The following is an 18,377-nucleotide window of genomic DNA, read 5'->3' on the forward strand; positions in this document are numbered from 1 at the left end:
GCGTTGCCAAGGAGCCCGCCTTGCACGGCGGGCTTTTTTCGCCATGAACCCTGGCGTTCAGGCCCAACGTACTCTCTGATTTCGTCCCTTTGGGACGCCGGATTTTATGCATATCGATCTTCGTCAGCTCCGCCACTTTATTGCCCTGGTGGAGCATCGCAATTTCACCGTTGCGGCCCAGGCGGTGAACATTTCCCAATCGGCGTTCAGCCGCAGCATTCAAGCTTTGGAACAAGGCTTTGGGGCGCGACTGGTGGACCGCACGCGCAACCTCGAACCGACCCGCAAGGGCTTGGTGGTGCTCGGCCATGCACGACGCCTGCTGGGTGATGCCAACGAGCTGCTTAACGATGTGCGCCAGTTCAATGAGAAGGAAGCCGGTGAGCTGCGTTTTGCCTGTGGCCCGGCTCCCGCCGCCTGGGTGATGCCGCAGGCCATCGGGCTGTTTACCAAACGCTTGCCGAAAGTGCGGCTGCGCTTTCAGGTGGATAACTGGCAGGCGTTGGGGCAACGCCTGTTGGCCGAAGAGTTCGAGTTCTTCGTCGCTGATGCGCGGCATTTTGAGGTCAACCCGGATTACCAGGTGCAGTTGCTCAGCGCCCATCGCTGGGGCTTTTGCTGTCGCAGCGAACACCCCCTGGCGGCGTTTGCCGAGGTGTCCCTGGAGCAGCTGTTCAGCTACCCGTTGGCGGGCACTGTGCGCCCACCCAACCTGCGCAAGGCGCTGGTGGGCTTGAGCGGCCGGCCGGATTTTCAAACCTCCATCGAGTGCGACAACGGCCATAGCCTGATCAATGTGGTGCAGCATTCCGATGCCATCGGCACGACCAACGTCAGTGCCAGCAACCCGTACCTGCGCGATGGCACCGTCAAGCTACTCAAGGTGCAGGGCCTGGATATGCAGGGTGAAGAGTTCTTCACCCACTACGGCATTGTCCGTCGTGCCGGGCATCGCTTGTCGTACCCGGCGCAAGTCTTGATGGACTGTTTTCTCGAGGCCGACAGCGAGCTGCTGGCCCGTGATCGGCCGGCCAGTTGAAGCGCGCGGTCATGGCCGTGCTGGGGCTGTTGAGCTGCGGCGCTGGCCACGCCACTGACGATGTGCCGGCATTCAGCGCCGGCCTGGGCATTGCCGCCACGTTGCAGGCGGGGGACGCCGGGCCGCTGCGTGAGGGTGAGTTTGCCGGCGGCGTGCGTGCCATTACCGATGTGCCGTATGTGCCCTCGGCGGGTGCGTCACAGCGTCTGGATCTGTACCTGCCGCCGCACATTGCCGATGGTCGAGCGGCGCCGTTGCTGGTGTTTATCCATGGTGGTGGCTGGTCAGCCGGCCATCCCCGTGCGCTGGGCACCTTCGCGGATTTCCCCCAGGTGCTGGCGCGCTTTGCGGCGCGTGGTTACGCGGTGGCTTCACTGGGTTACCGGCGCAGTGGCGAGGCACCGTTTCCGGCGGCGCTGGAGGACATTCACGCAGCCCTGGCGTGGCTGCGCGCCGATGCTGGTTTTTATGCCATCGACCCCAATCGAATTGCCCTTTGGGGTGCGTCGGCCGGTGCCCATCTGGCCGCATTGGCAGCACTGAATGGCGGGCAACCACTGGGGGTCAAGGCGCTGGTGGGCTGGTACGGCATTTACGATCTGCAGCGTTTGCAGGCCACCCCCGGTTACCCCGCTATCGTCGAGGCCAGTGGCCAATGGCTCGGTTGTGTGCCGGCTCGTTGCACCGCGCAGCAGCTGGCCGCTGCCAGCCCCATTGCCTACCTCGCGGCGCCGCTACCGCCGACGTTGTTGATCTACGGCGATGCGGACCGGGTGGTGCCACCTGAACAGTCGCAATTGTTTGCCCAACACCTGGCGGCGCAGGGTGCCCGGGTTACCCTGCTGCAGGCGCCTGGCCTTGGCCATAGCCTGGTGGGGGGTGACCAGGCGGCCACCGCCGCCGGCAATCGGGCGGCGTTGGAGGCGACCCTGCGGTTTCTCGACCGCGAGCTTTAGGCGTCGGGAACCCGCGTTACGCGAAAATCGCCGATGGCCTGACGCGAGGTCACGGTGCGAAAGCCAAAGTAGCCGCCGCGTGGCACGCCGTGATGGCGGGCGTGAAAAAACAGCTCGTCATCCACCCACAACCCGGTACCCAGACCATCCACCCGAATGCGCACCCGGTAGGTACGATTGGCCTCAAGCAAGTGCGCGGCGTCGGTGTATTCGCCCAGCAGTAACCGTTCGCCGTGGCCGTCGTAGCGGCGGAAGCGCGTGGTGCTGTTGTCGTTGCCGCCCATGCCGACGTAGTACAGGTCGAGGTTGTCGTACTCGGCCAGAGCGCCGCTGCGGGTAAACAGCTGGGCGTTCTGCGGGTCGTGAGCGGCCCAGAAGATATTCAGGTCGGAAAGCCGGTCGTGGCGCCCGCCGTCGACTAGCACCTGACGGCTGAATTCAATCTGGTAAGCGCCACTCAGCGGCTGGCTCAGCCAGACGGTCACGCCCTCGGCGCTGTCGATCAGCAACTGGCCATGAGCGGCGCTTACCTGGGTGTCAGGATGCTGCGCTTCGATGGTCCAGCGCTGCGGGGAAAACTGCTGGAAATCGTCCTCGACCAGGATGAGCGGTTGGCGGGCTGCGTGATCGGTTTGCAGCTCGGGGGACTGTTGAATAGGCATGCACACATTCTCGAAAAAGGCTCGGAAAACGCCGGCGATACCGGCGCGTAACGTTCAGGTGTGAGGCGGTGGGCCAGCGAGGGCGAGCAGGGCGATGGCGGTCAGGCCCCACTGCGCCACGGCGTTGGTGGACAGGTTGGCGCTGCTGGTGCTGCCGGAGTTCTGGTCGATCACCGACACCGGTTCGGCTTCCACCAGCGGGTACAGGTAGGCGGGTGTAGGCATCTGGCGGAAAGTGCGGTTGGGCGTTGGAATGCCGCCGCTGCCGCCGCTGAACTCCTGCCAGGCGCGGCGTTGCAGTGCCGCGTCGTGGCGGTAGTTGCCGACAAAAGCGCTGAGCCGTGCGTGGGCCTGGGTCAGGTTGGTTTTCGGTAAGGCCTGGCCCAACGCGTGTTGCTGCTCGGCGGCCGGTGCGTTGTACAGCCGGCAGTAGTCCAGCCAGGCATGCTCGAAGGCGGGCGAGGGCAGTAGGCGCAGCAGCTCGCCACAGATTTCCGCCAGGCCGAACACGGCGCTCAGGTGCAGCACATACAGCTGGCCGCTGGTGTTCCGGTCGAAGGTGCCGCTGGCGATATGCATGTCTGCCGAACCGCTGAAAAAGCCCAGGGGCTGGTTGCCGATGCTGTCCATGCTGTTGAGCAGGCGCTGGCGTATCGCTGGGTCGCCCGTGCGCTCCCATTCGGTCAGCCACGCGGCGGCGACAGCGCCCCAATCAATGCCGAAGTACAGATTGACCTTGTCCGGGTCTTGCGCGCTTTTCTGCCCGATCTTGCGGGCCGGCACCACCGTGCGCAGGGTGTTCAGCGCTTCGACTTGCTCGCGCAGCAGGTCGCCCACGCGTTCGTCGGCGGTCAGGTAGTAGAGAAACCGTCGATTGGCGGCGGTAGAAACCCGCAGCTGCTTGGCGCTGTCGCCCCAATGCCGCACGTTATGCCGCGAACCCAACGGTGCGAAGGGGCCGAGGTGGTGCACATCGACTTCGCCGGTATGCCGGGTCATGGCCTCGGCCATGCGGAACACATCCTGGCGGCCGGTGCGTAAAAAGTAATACCAGAGCCACAGGTCGGTGCTCAGCTCGGAGTTGTCCCAGGCAAACCCGCCGACGTCATAGCGCCACACATGACGGTCGCCATCGTAGGTGTGCATGACGTCGCCGTAGTCCCAGAAGCCATACCACTTGCGTTGCTCCACTTCGTTTTTGTAGAAGTCGAAATACCAGGCCAGTTGTTGTTCCAGCTCGGCTTCACCAGGGCGCTGCTTCTGCACCGGCGACCAGGCCGGGCCGAACACCCCGGCGGCGTGTAAACGCTCGGGGCTGGCGAGCAGCAACGGTGGCTCCTGAATCCGTGCGGCGATGGCCAGCAGATGCTCGTCGTCGGGTGTGGCAGCCAGCAGTTCAAGCTGCAGTTCGCTGGTGCGGGCGACGCCGGTAGCGGTGCTGAAACCGGGTTCGTAGTCTTCATAGGTAATGTCCAGGCCTTCGCGTTGTTTAGCGAACGTGTCCTGGCCAAGGCCGTCGTGGTAAGGGCGCAGGTCCATGGCTTGCGCCTGCGGGGCCCATAGCCAGACGGTGACCTGCGCCTGCTCGGTATGGGCGTTATCGATGTCCAGTTGCGCCGGGTAGCTCTGCCAGAAATTGCGCAGGCCAAATACCACCCCGCCACCCGGCGTGCCGATATAGCCGACGCCAGCTGCGCGTTGACCATCGGCCACGTGAACCCAGCCCTGGCCACTGGCCGTGCGCTTGTTGATGCTGTAGCCATCCGGGTGCGCTTGCAGCAAGCGATAGCTGCCAAACGCCGGGATGTACTGCAGCCCCTCTGCCACCGGCGAGACCAGCGCCGGGATGGCCTTGCCCGCCCGTTGCGCCGCGACCACACCGGGGCCCGGATCTCGGCGCAAGCCGCTGAGGCCGCGCACCGCCTCATGCAGAAGCCCGCCATTGGCGCCGACAAAACGCACGTGGCGATCATGCAACGGGGCGTTTAATGGCACAGCAAAGGTCAGGCCGACGCCCTTGATGAAGTCGTGCTGCTGGTCGCCGTCATACACCAGCGTATGCATCAGGCGCAGCGCGTTGGAGCCGGCGTAAAAGTACAGGCGCACGGTGAACGGCAGCAGGGCATCGCCCGCAGTGCCGGTATTGCGATGGACACCGTGCAGGGCAATCACCGCGCGCACCGGCCCCTGTTGCTCGACCGTCACTGTGTTCACCTGGCTGCGGTAGCGGCGGCTGACGACAGGTTGCTGATCCGGGTCGCTGTCCACCAGCAAGGTCAGCTCGGCGGCGCTCAAGGAGGCCTGGCCGCGGCGTTCGATCCGTTCGATCAGCAATGGCCCGCTGCGCGGAATCAGGCAGCGCAGCGCGCCGGTATCGACGCTGATGGCCGCTGCCGTTTCGCTGACCAGGCTGGCGCCTTGTCTGCCCTTGGCTGGAACCGCCTGCAAGCCGTAGCGTTCGCTCGGCTGGCCGCCTGGTGCCAGGGCGTGCGCCGACCATTTCAGCGAACCATCCGGCCACCAGGCCAGCGGCCAGCTTTGCAGCGGTTGCACCGCGCCGGCACTGTCACGCAGCTCGAAATCACTGCCCGCCGGAACGCTGCCCTGGGCCCAGGGCGTGCCCCAGGTGACCCCGGCAAACGCCTGTGGCGCCTGCCCGGCCAACCAGTGCAAGGCCGCGCTGGCGGGCTCACCGTTGGTTTGCCCAAGCGCTCGGGCCCAGGCATTGCTGGCCAGCAGCGGGGTTGCCAGGGCCATCAGGCTGGAGCCTTTGACAAAGCTGCGACGGGTGAAGGGGGTGTCATGCATAAGGGTGCCTGCCGATCAGAAGTCGTAGCCCAGGGTCACGCCCAGGGTGCGGGGTTCGCCAAGGTTGCCGTATACCTCGCCGTAACTGCCGGCGCTGAGGGTGCGGTAGTAGGTTTTATCCAGGGCGTTGTTCAGCCACAGGGAAGCGTTCCAGGTGCCGTCGCCATATTTGCCGCTGAGGCCAGTCGAGAGTGCCAGCAGGCCATAGCCGGGAATGCGCGTGTATTCGGAGTTCTCCACGGTGCCGTAGGCCCAGGTGCGGTACGACCAGCGTCCGGACACAAAGGCATTCAAGCCGTCATCCAGCGGCCACTCGTAGCGGCTGGTGAGGTTGTAGGTCAGGCGTGGCGAGCGAAATACCGGTTCGCCGCTGAGGTCGCAGGTCGCTGGCGCACCCGGTTTGAGGGTGACTTCGGCGGGGCAGCGGCCGTTGCTGAATTCCATGTACTTGGCATCCAGGAAGGTGCCGTTGAGGCCGACGGTCCAACCTTCCAGCGGCTGCACCTGCAGGTCCAGGGCGACGCCGCGGGAGCGAATGGTGCCGGCGTTGATCAGGTACGAGGTCTGGAATTCTTCGTCGTAGGCGGTGGTCTGGAAGTCGTTGACCTTGGTCCAGAACAGGGCGGCGTCGAACACCACACGCCGATCCAGCCAACTGCTCTTGATGCCCAGCTCGGCGCTGCGGGTTTTTTCCGGGTCGATGAACAGGCTGTCGTAGCCTGCACGGCCGGCAGCTCCGGAGGAGATGTTCAAGCCACCGGCTTTTTCGCCATAGGCGATGCTGGCGTAACCCTGCAACTGTGGGGTGAACCAGTAGCTGAAATTGAGCAGGCCGGACGGCAGTTTGTTGTATTGCTTGAGATCGCCGGAGTCGAAGTCGTTGCGGTTGACGCGGCGGAACGAGCCGGATTTTTCCTGGTAGCTGCCCCGTACGCCAGCGGTGATGTCGAAGCGCTCGGTGACGTGCCAGGTGCCTTGGCTGAACAGCGAAAAGAGCTTCTCGTCGATAGCGCCGAAACGTTGCACCAGCTTGCCATTGAGCGCGCGGTTGCCGTACCAGATCGGCGCCTGGTTGTTGTTGGCGTAATAGTCGTGGGCCCAGGTGTTGAGGTTTTCCCCGAAATACAGGGCGCCGATGGCGTAGTCGAAGTGCTCGCCTTTGGGCGAGTCCAGGCGCAGTTCCTGTGACCACACGCGGTCATGGACATCCGCGCCACTGTCGGCGAACAGCGGAATGTCCAGGGTGTCGGTGGTGCTGGGTTTGTAGCCGAAGTAGCGGAACGAACTGACCGAACGCAGGTTGTAGCCATCGGCCAGGCCCCAGTTGGCCTCGGCCGACAGGCCGCCCTGTTGGGTTTTGGTGTGGTTTTCACTGTCGATATTGACGTGGTCGCTGTACACCGGATGGGCGCCGGCGCGAATCGCGCGGGTGGTGAACAGGTCGACGCCGTTGGTGAGGTGGGTGGACTCCAGCACCGCCACCGGGTCGTTGTTGGCGTCGTTGTAGTCGGCAATCACCCGCAGGCTGAAATCATCGCTTGGCACCCACAGCAGTTGGCCGCGCACGCCGTCCTGAATACTGCCGCCAAGGTCGTGGCCGGTGTAGTCGTTTTTCACGTAGCCCCCGCGCTCGGTGTGCGACACGTTGATGCGCCCGGCCAGGGTGTCATTCAGCGGGCCGGAAAACATCGCCTGCGACTGAGTGAACCCGCGCTGGCCGAACGACTGCTTGAGCGAGCCTTCGGGGGTGAAGGTCGGCTTGCGTGAGTGAATATCGATGGCCCCGCCGGTGGTGCTGTAACCAAACAGCGTGCCTTGTGGGCCAGCCAGCACGGTGGCGCTTTCGATATCCAGCAGATCATTGGAAAGCATGCCCGGGCGGCTCAGGTACACATTGTCGAGGAACAGGCCGACGCTACTGGGCATGCCGATGTTGATCTCGGTGCCGCCGCCATCGCCGATACCGCGAATGGTGATGCGCGTGTCATAGGGGTCGACGATGTTGACGTCGAGGCCGGAGGCCAGTTGCTGGAGATCTTCCAGGCGCTGGATGCCTTGGCGTTCGAGTTCTTTGCCATCAAGGGTGGTCGCCGAGTTGGGCTGCTGCTGTACGTCTTTTTGCGGGCGCTGGCCGAGCACGTGCACGGTCTTCAGGTGCGGCGTATTGGCCAGTTCCTGGGCACTGTTGTCATCGGCGAGCAGCAAGGGCGCGCTGAGCAACAGCGGCAAGCTGATCAGCCAGGGCGAGTAGGGGTGTTTCATGGAGCGTTCCTTTTCTTCGAGCAGTTGATGCCCGCCGCCCGGCGCATGGGTGGTAGGGAGTTCTGGTTGGGTTGGCGAAAGGGTGGGTTAAGGCGCACTCAGCGGCTGTTGTCGGCGCGCTCTAGCCACGGTGCAACGTTCAGCGGCTGGCGGATCAGCCGCGCCTGGTAGGCAGTGCTGGCCGATGCGGCAAGCTGGGCGACAAAGCCGTCGTCCAGGGTTGGGGAAAGCAGGGTGGCCAGGTCGGCGTCGTGCAATTCCGCGCGAATCAGGCTTTGCGGGTAGGCACTTTGTTCGGCCTGCAAGCGGATGTAGGCATCGCGGTTTTCTGCTGCACTGGCCCAGGCCGCCGCTTGCCGGTGAACCTTCAGCACGCGCTGCAACAACTGTGGGTGCTGCGCGGCAAAGGTCGAGGTCACCACCAGCACACCGCTCAACTGGCCTGCGTGGTTTGGCAGGGTTTTGCTCGACAGCGGCAAGTCAGCCATGCCGCGCTCACCGAGGGCCAGGGCATTGTTGCCACCCCAGGTGGCGTCGATATGGCCGGCGGCCAGGGCGGCGGTGGCGGCGGCGAAATCCAGGTGGATCACCTGCACGTCGCGCTCGCTCATGTTCGCGGTGCGCAAGGCCTCGATAAACGACAGCTGCGCCGCCGTACCGCGGAACAGACCCACGCGTTTGCCCTTGAGGTCGGCCAGGGTTCTGATCGGTGAGCCGGGGCGCACGGCCAGGTAATGGTTGACCCCGCGGGCGGCTGCGGCGACCACCTTGGTATCCAGGCCACCGGCTTTACCGACGATGGCGGCGAGGTCGCCGATATAGGCCAGGTCCACCTGGCCATTGGCGATGGCCTCGTTGATCAGCGGGCCAGCACCCTTGATAAACACCCACTGCACCTGCACACCATCAGCGGCGAACTCCGCTTCGAAGCGCTTTTGCCCATACAGCACATCCACCACACCACCACCGGCCGGAGTGAGGCCGGCACTGATGTTGGACACCGCGATGCGAATCACCTCGGCGGCCTGGACACGGGTGGTCAGCGCGAGCGCGGTGAGCAGGGTAACTGCCAGGGTGAAAGGGAAGGTGAGGGGCCGAATTGCCGCCATGAACAGTGCTCCGAAAACGTACCTGAGTTGCCCTGAACCAGTGGGCATGTGTCTGGCAACGGACGATCCGGGAAACGCGGTCGGCAAACTAATACTAAAAACAGATTTGTTAATTTCGTAATGGCATAAGCCAGACGTGACGTGGCTCTGCGCCACTATGTTGGCGGCGCAAAATTACTATGAGCCAAATGCATTGGCGCAAAAACGCCGAAAACCGCTGAATGCCCCCCTTCGTGCGCGCGCGCCACGCGCTGCACCGTTGAGGAAGTGGCCACCACATGGGTTTTCCCGCGTCGACCGTTAACACCACTCGCCAGTCACCGGCCGTGCCGTTGTTGTTGCTGATCAGCGCGACTCATCTGCTCAACGATCTGCTGCAAGCCGTACTCCCCAGCCTGTACCCGACGCTGAAAAGCCAGTACGCGCTCAGCTATGGGCAAGTGGGCGCATTGACCCTGGTGTTCCACCTGATAGGCGCCGTCGGCCAGCCGTTGGTGGGGTTTTGTGCGGACCGCCGGCCTTATCCCTGGCTCCTGCCGACGGCGATGCTGTGCATGGGCGCGGGGGTGTTGCTGTTAAGCCAGGCGCGCGGCTTTACGGCCCTGGTGGCGGTGGCGGCGTTGCTCGGGCTGGGCTCGTCGATCTTTCACCCGGAAGCCTCGCGTGCCTGTCGCCAGGTCGCCGGTGGGCGCTTTGGCCTGGCGCAGTCGGTGTTTCAACTGGGTGGCAACATCGGCTCTGCGCTGGCGCCGCTGCTGATCGTGGCGCTGCTGACAGGGTGGGGCACGGCGGGGGTGGCCTGGCTGGCGTTGCTGGCAGCGCTGGGTTGGTGGCTACTGCGTTACGCCGCGCGGCGGATCGAACGTCAGACAGCCCCCGAGCTCAGTCAGCACGTCAATGTGCAGCTGCTGCCGCGCCGTACCTGGCTGACCGCCATGGCGTTGCTGAGCGCGATGATTCTGAGCAAGTACGCCTACCTGGCGGTGATGGCCAACTACTACAGCTTTTACCTGATCGAGCGCTTCGCCTTGAGCGTTGCCCAGGCGCAGGTGCAGATCGGTGTGTTTCTGGCCGCCGTGGCCATCGGCACCTTATTGGGCGGGCCACTGGGTGATCGTATCGGCCAGCGCCGGGTGATTTTGCTGTCCTTGCTGGGCAGTTGCCCGTTCACCCTGTTGCTGCCTTACGCCAGCCTGAGCGTTACGGTCGCCCTCAGCAGCGTGATAGGCCTGCTGATGGCTTCGGCCTTTCCGGCGATGATCGTCTACGCCCAGCAGTTGCTACCCAACCGTGTCGGCCTGGTGGCCGGCTACTTTTTTGGCCTGACCTTCGGTGTCAGCGGCATGGCCGCCGCCGCATTGGGGCTATTGGCCGATGCCTATGGCATTCAGCCGCTGTTCCAGATCGTGGCGTTCCTGCCGCTGCTGGGGTTGCTGGCGCTGGGGTTGCGTTAATGGCGGGCGGTTTGCCTCGCGCTTTCAATTCAACAGCCTGGACGACAACGCGCCGCTCACTCGTTGCCGAGCGCCCCGGCGCTGTCGATAGGCGCGCCACGCCGCTCGGCCATATAGCGCCCCGGCGATGTGCCCAAAGCTTTACGAAACATGGTCACGAAGCTGCCTGCGCTTTCGTAGCCCAGGTCGACCGACACCTGTTGTATCGAGGTACCGGCCGCCAGCCATTGCAGCGCCAGCATCAGGCTCAATTGCTGGCGCCAGCGGCCAAAGCTCATGCCGGTCTGCTGCTTGAGCATGCGCGCCAGGGTGCGTTCGCTAAGGCCGGCGCGTTTCGCCCAGACCTCCATGGTGCTGCGGTCGGCGGGGTCTTTGCTCAGCAGTTGGGCGATTTTGCGCAGGCGTCGGTCGGTGGGCATCGGCAGGTGCAGGTTGTCGGAGGGCGCCATGGCCAGTTCTTCGAGGAGCAAGGTGATGGTGCGCGATTCGCGGCCGCCTTCGGGGTACAGCGCCGGGTAGCTGGCCACACGAATCAGCAGTTCGCGTAACAGCGCCGTGGCGGTCAGGGCGCAGCAGGTGGCGGGCAGGGTGGTGGTCAGCTCCGGCTCGATAAACAGGTTGTAGCCCTCCATCGGGCCTACCGCTTTGATGCTGTGCAGCACATCGCAGGGCATCCAGATGGCGCTGTGTGGCGGCACGATCCACAGCCCGCCCTGGACTTCACAGCTGATCATCCCGCGCATCACCAGCATCAGCTGGCCTTGGCGGTGCTGGTGCACATCCAGCTCCAGCTCACCCACGTCCTCCATCAGCATGCCGTAGGCCACCACCGGGCGAGGTACGTCGCTGGGGTCGACAAAGTCGGTGGCGGGAGACTGCTTGTTGAGAATCGGCATGGCGGGCAACATTCCTCAAAATGGCTGAATCTCAAATTACATTGGCACTATTAGGCAATGTTGCCAATCCTGCGCCTGCTTACCATGCCTCCACGCCCGCTGCCGAACCCCTCGCAGCCTGGGCCGCTTGGAGGACTCGTTATGCAGCCATTGATTGTTCAACGCCACGCCGAGGTGCGTCATGGTCAGCGTCCCTTACCCGTCAGGGAGGTGCACTAATGGCCGGTTTTCAGAAGCTGGACACGCCCACTGCCCAAGGCCCAAAAGGCTTGGCCAAAGTGGTGCTGGCGCTGTTTACCAAACAGGCCACGGTTACCGAAGTAAAGGCGCTGGATGAGCGCTTCACAGTGATCACCCTGCAAAGCCCTGCCTTCCAGGGCGTGCGCTGGGTAGCCGGGCAAAAGATGCAGATCATGCTGGGTGCCAGCTTTGTCGCGCGCACCTATACGCCCATGGAGTGGAACCCCGAAACCGGCTGTACCCGGCTGTTTGCCTACGCCCATGGCGACAGTCCGGCAGGGGAGTGGCTGGCCTCGTTGAGCGCAGGCGATCGGGTGCATGTATTTGGCCCGCGTAACTCGTTGGACCTGACCGGCATCGCGAGCCCGATCGTAGTACTGGGGGACGAAACCTCCATCGGCCTGGCCTACGCGATTCAGCAGCAGAACCCGACGCTGGCGGTGCTGTGCATGCTGGAAGTAAACGCGCGGGAACACACTCAGGTGGCGCTGACCCGCTTGCCGGTGGGAACGGCCGAGTTGTTTGAGCGCCAGCCAGATGATCAGCATCTGCAAGCGCTCGAGCAGAACCTGCCGGCACTGGTCGCAAGCGGCGCCACCTTTGTGCTGACTGGCAAGGCGTCGACCATTCAGCGCGTGCGGCGAGTGCTGAAAAGCCTCGGTACGCCGGCTGCACGGATGCCGACCAAAGCCTATTGGGCACCGGGAAAAACCGGCTTGGACTGAACCGGCCTTTCCCAGCCTTCGAACGCCTCTGCCGCACAACGCTGCAGAGGGCTTGACTTAGAGTGCGCTCTAACCAGTAGCCTGCAATCCACACCGCTACTGGAGGACGGCAATGATGAGCGCTCACCTGAGCATCGACGAGGTAGCCAAGCGTACCGGCCTTACCGCCTACACCCTGCGTTACTACGAACGTATCGGCCTGCTGGCACCGGTCGCCCGCGCGGCGGGCGGCCAACGTCGTTATGCCGCCAGCGACATGGCCTGGCTGGAATTCCTGCTGCGCCTGCGCACCACCCATATGCCCATCGGCAAGATGCAGGCATTCGCCCAACTGCGTAGCGCCGGCGATGGCACCGTGGCCGAGCGCCGGCAACTACTGGAAGTCCATCTGCACGACGTGCTGGCTGAAGTAGAGGCCATGCAGCAGGCCGCTGCCGTACTGCAAGAAAAAATCGACCACTACCGCACCCTCGAACAGGGCCCAGCCTCCACCCCACACAGCAACCACAAGGTGACCCCATGAACAGTGACAATCGCTACGAACGTGGCCTGGCCAAACTGCGCGAAATTGACGGCGAAGCGGGCGAGCGGGTGGTCGCCAGCCTGAGTGATATTGCCCCGGACTTCGCCCGCTACCTGATCGAATTCCCTTTCGGCGACATCTACTCGCGCCCCGGCCTGGACCTGAAAAGCCGCGAGATCGCCGTGGTCGCCGCACTCACCGCCATGGGCAACGCGGCGCCACAGCTCAAAGTGCATATTCAAGGCGCATTGAATGTCGGCGTGTCACGCCAGGAGATCGTCGAAACCATCATGCAGATGGCGGTGTATGCGGGTTTCCCGGCTGCACTGAATGGGTTTGCGGCGGCTAGAGAGGTGTTTGCGCAACAGGAGTGGGGAGGTTGGTGGTTACGCACTGTCGACGGAGTAGTACACACGCTAACCGATTGAATCCGCCGTGGCCGCTTTTTCTCTAGATGCTTTCCGCTATTTCCCCGTGCAACCAATGCCATGGCTCGTAGCTATAGTCGTACCTATTGTTTTTTGCGTACGGCATGCTGAATCCGAATTGGCCGGCGTTGCGCTGCAACCAAGCGAAGGCGCTGGTGGATTCGAACTCCACCTCCAGTGGCGGGTACCCAAGGGTGCCTATGTCCACCGCCTGGCCAGTGTGATGCTGGCTGAAACACGGTGGTGCCGACACTGCCAGTATCTGGGAAAGCGGCTGACCTTTTGCCAGCTTGCGTTCAATGATCGCCTTCTGCCGCTCGATGCTTCTGAACCCGGACACCATCTGCAACACCACCTGATCGTCGCGAGCCGCCTCTTTCATCAACCGCCATGCCTGCGCGGCGGCGGGGCCAAGGAAGTGTTCGCGCCCATCCAGCCCGCGTTCCGCCAGCTCCAGAATGGCTGCTTGCGAATACTCCGGCAGGCCACGAGCTTCAAGCTCGTTGGCCGAAATGCCAAGCTCGGCGAGCATCGCCAAGGCCTGCGCTGAATACATTTCCCTACTCCACAGCGAAAAGGGGATGGATTTACTGTTGCTACTCCAATTTTCTAATGGGTAGGAATTTAGAGTATGGGAAATAAACGTGTGCCATTTTTCCTTCAGGCTGTCAGTGCCGTTGCACGCCAACAGCGCGCGGCGTGATTCATATCTCACTGTCCCAGATGACGGTTACATTACCTCGAAAGCGGCCACCACCGCTGTCTATCATTTGATTTACGCCGCTTTTTTCAATCTCAAAGTTTAGTGAGGAGCGCCCATCGTAAATAATATTACTGGGCTGAAAGACACTAATCATATTGTTGCTTAATAAATAATTATTGACGGGCTTGTTGCTGGTGTCCTGGAGGCTGCTGGGAAGGGTTACCATGGTTTTCACCGGGATTTGCGTATTGTTGTCATCACTTTGAAGGCCGCAGTCAGAGCCTACTGGATATTGGCATTGTAGTTGCATTTTAAATCTTGATGATACCCACAGGCGGAAAGGCTGGTTTATCGTTAACTTGTTTGGACGCTGGTTTCCCCCACTATTTATCCATTGCTGCCAGCCACCTTGAGGTTGCAGAGCCAGGAGGTTCGAGTTTACTGGGAACTGTACGCGTAGCGTGTGGCTGACGTTAAGTTTGAAGTTTAGGTTCAAGATAGGGTCGTTCGCGACTCCATTGCCAAGTTGTATGTCACCCGTTCTTCCTACGGTATAGCTAAGCGTGCCTGTGTATTGGCCCGCACTCATTTGTAAAGGGTTCGGTGTTCTCAATTCATACATGATGTTGTTTTCAGAGAAGCTTATACCCGCCAAGCTATAGGTGGGGCTTTTAACGCATGCGTTATCCGATCTGAAAAACCAGAAGAACCTGAACCAATTTCCTCCTACGTGCGCTAAAGAACCACGTGTGCATCCAGCGCCAGGATTGGTATACCAATCGCCATTCCAAAGTTGGGAATGGGCAGATTGGTTGCCAACCGAGCTTGACAATATATAAACTGACCCCATTCCGATAATTCTAAATTGTACGGTTTGAGTGGTTCCGTCAGAGTGAGTTACCGTTAGATCCCGCCAGGAATAAGGAACTCGCAGGGGAACCGGATCATCCTTAACCAGAGGTGTAGATGGAATTGACATGGGGAGGGAAATGCTAAACCAACCGTTGTTTCGGCACAGGTCTGGATAGTTTATGCAATACCCGCCGTTCGGCGTCGTGTTGGTAAATTGATTGGCGTTGGTGTTGTTGCCAATCACGTCTGCCTGGAAACTTGCAGTGATGTTGAGTTCTGCCGCCAGGGCATAATTCATGGAGATAATAAAAAGATATAGAGAAACGGAAAGTTTTGACTTCAGCCACGATGAACGTTGAAACAATGGTTTTTCAAAAGTCATTTTTTCACCTCGACTTTCTGGCTCTTTTCACCTTCTTTCATGTGGAAGCTATAGATCCGCCCCAGCGTTTTTGGAAAAACGAAGGTTTTCCCAGGGCGTATGTGATGCTTTTGACTGGGGAGGCAGTCACTGGGTTTTGCGATGTCGCAATCTTTGAACTCATCCAGTTCAATCGTGCTATTGCCAGCGTTATTTATCTGATAACTATCCGGCGTGTTTTGCAGTTGCGTATCAAAACGTATGTGCTCGGGGCGAACGAAAAATACCGTGCCGTAACCTGCCAATATATTGATGCCGGCAGACATCGATTCTTTATAGTTGTCGCGTTCGCTTTCGGAGATATCGAAGTTGTCTTCTGTTTCCGGCATTACCGGCACAAAGCGCACCCGGTAATAGCGTTCACGCCCGCGGTCGCCTCGGTACAATAAACGAGTGGCCTGCATGCTTTTGGGGGGAACGATCAACCGGGCCGGACTGGCAATCAAACCGGTGCGATTGCGAGTGTCGTCTTGGAGACTGTCGAGTGGTGTTTCAATGCTCTTGCCGTCTGCATCGAAAGTGATTTCATACACGTTAACTCGGACGAAGGCTGTGCTTTCTCCGCCGTTGAATACACGTTTAAGGTAGGTGCTCTTGCCTGCGTCCAAGTAGTCGTAAACGGTACCGACATTGATGCTGGGGCCGGCCTGGGCTGTGGCGCACAGGAAAAGTGCAACCGCGGAGAGAAACGTTTTCACGAAAAAAACCTCTTGAATTACACGTCGCTGAGCGACGTTGTATCTGGCAGTGGGGCGCTGTACTCGTGCGCCGTAACGAGATGGCTTCCTAGCCTTGAGCGATTTTTTCCAGTCCGCTGTCCTGGACGCAGGACAGGTCTCCGGTCATCAACACATCGCCTTCGCGGGTAAGGTTTTTGAGGTCCAGTGCCAGACGGCAAATGGCTTTTTCGCCACGCACCACCTCCAGGGTTGGCGTCTTGGCGCTCAACTCCATCGAAAAGAATCCGTCGACTTCTGTTACGCCGCGACTGGCGTGGTTAAGCACATGCACGCCTTTGAGTGGTGCGCCGCGCCCATCAATCAGGCGGCCAAAAACCGTGACAGTTTTTATTAGCCGCACCTGTTGGTGGGCCACGCCGCCTTTATTCAGGTGGTAGGTGGCACGAGCTGGCTGAATGCTGGCGGCAGGGGTGTGCACGCCCTGAAAGTCAAACTGCACCACGCCTCTCTGGTAGGCGCTCACGGGGATGATGTTGCGGCCCGGACGAAGCACGGCGTAATGGCCGCTCAGGTCATCCGCCCGTAGTTCGATGTCTTCGATATCGGAGTCCAAGTCCACGATCATGCCCGCGTCGCTGGTCAGCTGCTGACCACTCAGGGCCATACTGTGAGCGCCCATCAACAGGGTGCTTTCCATATTCAGGCTTGCGGAGAGGTTCTGATTGTAAGAGGAGCGTTGCAGCTGCAGATCGCCCTGGGTTACGTCTGTTTCAAATTGGGCGGTACCCGTCAAACCCACTCCATAAGTGTCGGCATTAACGTTGCCAGTGACTTGGCGCAGGACGTCACCCTTGAGGTCCTGTTGGTAGCCGATACTGGCGTTGCGGTCGTTATCGCCGTCGCGTGAGGTTCGCGAACCCACGCTAGCCGTCAGGCGCTTGCCTGGCCCCCCAATTGCCAGGTTGAGACTCAAGTCGATACCTCGATTGCGTTCGTTGCCACTACTGACCGACGCAGCGCGGTCGAACACCGAAAGGCGCCAGTTGGCGTCGTTGCCAAACAGCTGGCTGTTACGCATCCAGCCAGCATCGAGGCCGATGCCGTTGTTATAACCGTCGCTGTGGGAAATCCTGGCATTCAAGCTGTCGTGGTGGCCCAGGCGGTGGGTGATGCCGAGGGCAGAGTTGCTGATATTGCCGTTGTAGCTATGGCGTTGGCGTATTCGGCTGCCATCAGGCAGCGTTTCCCAGGTGTTGCGGTTGTCCATCCAGCTGCGGCTGTGGCTGAAAATAAGGCTACCGCTGCCATAGTTGTACAGCGCCTGCAGATCGGTACCGGTACCGTGGTTCTGGGTTTGGTAGACGTTGGCATACAGGCTGGCGGTGGCGCCAATCCCCAGGTCCAGTGAAGTGCCCAGTTGGTTCTGTTCGCTGATCTTGCGGGCCGAAATCCCTACTACGGCGCGCGGGTGCAGAAGGTAGTTGGCAGCGATCCCGGTCGTCAGTGTGCCGTCTTCGCGAGTAGTGCTGTTGCTCAACGCGCTGCTTTCACGGCCGGCAAAAATGTTGTAACGCCAGCGTTGATCTGGATTGCTCCAGTTATTGGGCTTGTACACCAATTCATCGGTAGTGGAACTTACGATGCCGTCTTCCACCAGGCGTACTTCGATGTCGTAGATGCCACCCGGCAATGTGCGGGTGTCCAGGGTCTGCAAACCGGGCGCTACCTGTTGACTATTGATCAGCGCGCCGTTGCGGTAGATCTCGACGGTGGCGTTGCGGTTGGCGGTTACGTAGATGGGGTAAATTGCCGGTTGATTGCCGTCTTTGCTAAGGCTGTCGGAGCTGCCCATCATCAGCCCGATGGCGGTGTCAGGGGAGTTGCCGAACGTGCGCAGGTTACGGTTCAACCCTATGGATTCAGGCGTGAAATAACCCAACCGCAGAAAATGGTCTTGCCACTCTTTCTGTGTGTGCAGCTCATACACTTGGTATTGGTGGGTTTGGTCCGGGGTGTCATTTCTGGATGCCTGGCCGTAAAACGTCTGTGTCCAGTTACCGACACTGGTCAGACCTTTTACAGCGACGCGCCCGTATGAGTCCTGCTGCTCTCCGCCGGCGAGGTTGATCTGATTACGCAGCATGAGACCGGTGCTGCCATCTACCGGAGGTTGGTGGTAGTTGCTTACCTTGATATCGCGTTCAGCGTTATCGGTCAGTAACGACAGTTCGGAGTTCTCCAGGCTGTAGTGCGCGGCAACCAGGCCGTTTTTGCACTGCTGCAGGCAGGGGCCGAGAGCGATACCGCGTTGCAACTCAGCCTTCCAGTTATCCAGTTCGGTGCTGCTTAGACTGGTGTCGCGGGTGTCAGTGAATTCTACAAGAGTGACTCGTTCATCTTTGGATAGCGTGACCATGGCTTCGCCTAACTCCTGGCGATCCAGACGGATGCGCACGGCCAAAGGAACGTCGAAAAAGTGTTCGTGAAACTCCTTGGGCAAACCCCGGGCTTGCGCTATCACGCTTAAAGGAGCGGCCTGAAGCGATGTAGCGCCGTATGCAGCTAGGGCTACTGCGGCAGCTACTTGAGTGATTCGGAACATGATTGGCACCACTTTCA

General features: G+C 60.9%; 15 protein-coding genes. 6 read left to right on the forward strand and 9 right to left on the reverse strand.

Annotation, left to right across the window (positions count from 1 at the left end; genetic code table 11):
• The first annotated feature begins 106 nt into the window (after positions 1 to 106).
• On the forward strand, positions 107 to 1,039 hold the full coding sequence (locus tag C8K61_RS18055) for a LysR family transcriptional regulator (RefSeq protein ID WP_108097665.1): 933 nt from the start codon (positions 107 to 109) through the stop codon (positions 1,037 to 1,039).
• An 11-nt stretch (positions 1,040 to 1,050) separates the two neighbouring features.
• The gene (locus C8K61_RS18060) at positions 1,051 to 1,995 is read left to right on the forward strand and encodes an alpha/beta hydrolase (protein WP_108097666.1); all 945 of its coding nucleotides are present in this window, start codon (positions 1,051 to 1,053) and stop codon (positions 1,993 to 1,995) included.
• On the opposite strand, the gene C8K61_RS18065 is transcribed toward C8K61_RS18060, so the two are convergent.
• The 4 genes from C8K61_RS18065 to C8K61_RS18080 all read right to left on the reverse strand — a co-directional run bounded on the left by C8K61_RS18065 (position 1,992) and on the right by C8K61_RS18080 (position 8,836).
• Positions 1,992 to 2,657, reverse strand: a complete 666-nt coding sequence (locus C8K61_RS18065; RefSeq protein ID WP_108097667.1) for a DUF6250 domain-containing protein — start codon at positions 2,655 to 2,657, stop codon at positions 1,992 to 1,994. The two genes, C8K61_RS18060 and C8K61_RS18065, sit on opposite strands and share 4 nt — an antisense overlap.
• Positions 2,658 to 2,711: 54 nt before the next feature.
• Positions 2,712 to 5,465, reverse strand: coding sequence for a Tat pathway signal sequence domain protein (locus C8K61_RS18070; protein ID WP_108097668.1), 2,754 nt, complete (start codon positions 5,463 to 5,465; stop codon positions 2,712 to 2,714).
• Between the two features lie 15 nt (positions 5,466 to 5,480).
• A complete protein-coding gene (locus C8K61_RS18075; RefSeq protein WP_108097669.1) occupies positions 5,481 to 7,727 on the reverse strand; it encodes a TonB-dependent receptor in 2,247 nt (748 codons plus the stop codon).
• A gap of 98 nt (positions 7,728 to 7,825) precedes the next feature.
• A complete protein-coding gene (locus tag C8K61_RS18080; protein ID WP_108097670.1) occupies positions 7,826 to 8,836 on the reverse strand; it encodes an ABC transporter substrate-binding protein in 1,011 nt (336 codons plus the stop codon).
• A gap of 278 nt (positions 8,837 to 9,114) precedes the next feature.
• On the opposite strand from C8K61_RS18080, the gene C8K61_RS18085 reads away from it, so the two are divergent.
• Positions 9,115 to 10,290, forward strand: a complete 1,176-nt coding sequence (locus tag C8K61_RS18085) for an MFS transporter (protein WP_218277822.1) — start codon at positions 9,115 to 9,117, stop codon at positions 10,288 to 10,290.
• A gap of 56 nt (positions 10,291 to 10,346) precedes the next feature.
• On the opposite strand, the gene C8K61_RS18090 is transcribed toward C8K61_RS18085, so the two are convergent.
• Positions 10,347 to 11,186: a helix-turn-helix domain-containing protein gene (locus C8K61_RS18090; protein WP_108097671.1), complete on the reverse strand. Its 840-nt coding sequence runs from the start codon at positions 11,184 to 11,186 to the stop codon at positions 10,347 to 10,349.
• 218 nt (positions 11,187 to 11,404) lie between these two features.
• Here C8K61_RS18090 and C8K61_RS18095 point away from each other — a divergent pair, with 218 nt between their 5' ends.
• From C8K61_RS18095 to C8K61_RS18105, 3 genes are all read left to right on the forward strand, one after another.
• A complete protein-coding gene (locus C8K61_RS18095) occupies positions 11,405 to 12,151 on the forward strand; it encodes a siderophore-interacting protein (protein ID WP_158272520.1) in 747 nt (248 codons plus the stop codon).
• 115 nt (positions 12,152 to 12,266) lie between these two features.
• The gene (locus C8K61_RS18100) at positions 12,267 to 12,674 is read left to right on the forward strand and encodes a MerR family transcriptional regulator (protein WP_108097815.1); all 408 of its coding nucleotides are present in this window, start codon (positions 12,267 to 12,269) and stop codon (positions 12,672 to 12,674) included.
• Entirely contained in the window at positions 12,671 to 13,102 is a 432-nt protein-coding gene (locus C8K61_RS18105; RefSeq protein ID WP_108097673.1) for a carboxymuconolactone decarboxylase family protein, read from the forward strand. The genes C8K61_RS18100 and C8K61_RS18105 overlap by 4 nt, the downstream gene beginning before the upstream one ends.
• A gap of 22 nt (positions 13,103 to 13,124) precedes the next feature.
• Here C8K61_RS18105 and C8K61_RS18110 read toward each other — a convergent pair whose 3' ends face one another.
• The 4 genes from C8K61_RS18110 to C8K61_RS18125 all read right to left on the reverse strand — a co-directional run bounded on the left by C8K61_RS18110 (position 13,125) and on the right by C8K61_RS18125 (position 18,360).
• A complete protein-coding gene (locus C8K61_RS18110; protein ID WP_108097674.1) occupies positions 13,125 to 13,658 on the reverse strand; it encodes a D-alanyl-D-alanine carboxypeptidase family protein in 534 nt (177 codons plus the stop codon).
• A 148-nt stretch (positions 13,659 to 13,806) separates the two neighbouring features.
• A complete protein-coding gene (locus C8K61_RS26645; RefSeq protein WP_146174303.1) occupies positions 13,807 to 15,039 on the reverse strand; it encodes a hypothetical protein in 1,233 nt (410 codons plus the stop codon).
• A complete protein-coding gene (locus tag C8K61_RS18120; protein ID WP_108097676.1) occupies positions 15,036 to 15,776 on the reverse strand; it encodes a pilus assembly protein in 741 nt (246 codons plus the stop codon). The genes C8K61_RS26645 and C8K61_RS18120 overlap by 4 nt, the downstream gene beginning before the upstream one ends.
• An 88-nt stretch (positions 15,777 to 15,864) precedes the next feature.
• Positions 15,865 to 18,360, reverse strand: coding sequence for a TcfC E-set like domain-containing protein (locus C8K61_RS18125; protein WP_108097677.1), 2,496 nt, complete (start codon positions 18,358 to 18,360; stop codon positions 15,865 to 15,867).
• Positions 18,361 to 18,377 lie beyond the last annotated feature (17 nt).

The sequence above is a fragment of the Pseudomonas sp. GV071 genome (assembly GCF_003050835.1).
In the GTDB taxonomy this organism is placed as follows: domain Bacteria; phylum Pseudomonadota; class Gammaproteobacteria; order Pseudomonadales; family Pseudomonadaceae; genus Aquipseudomonas.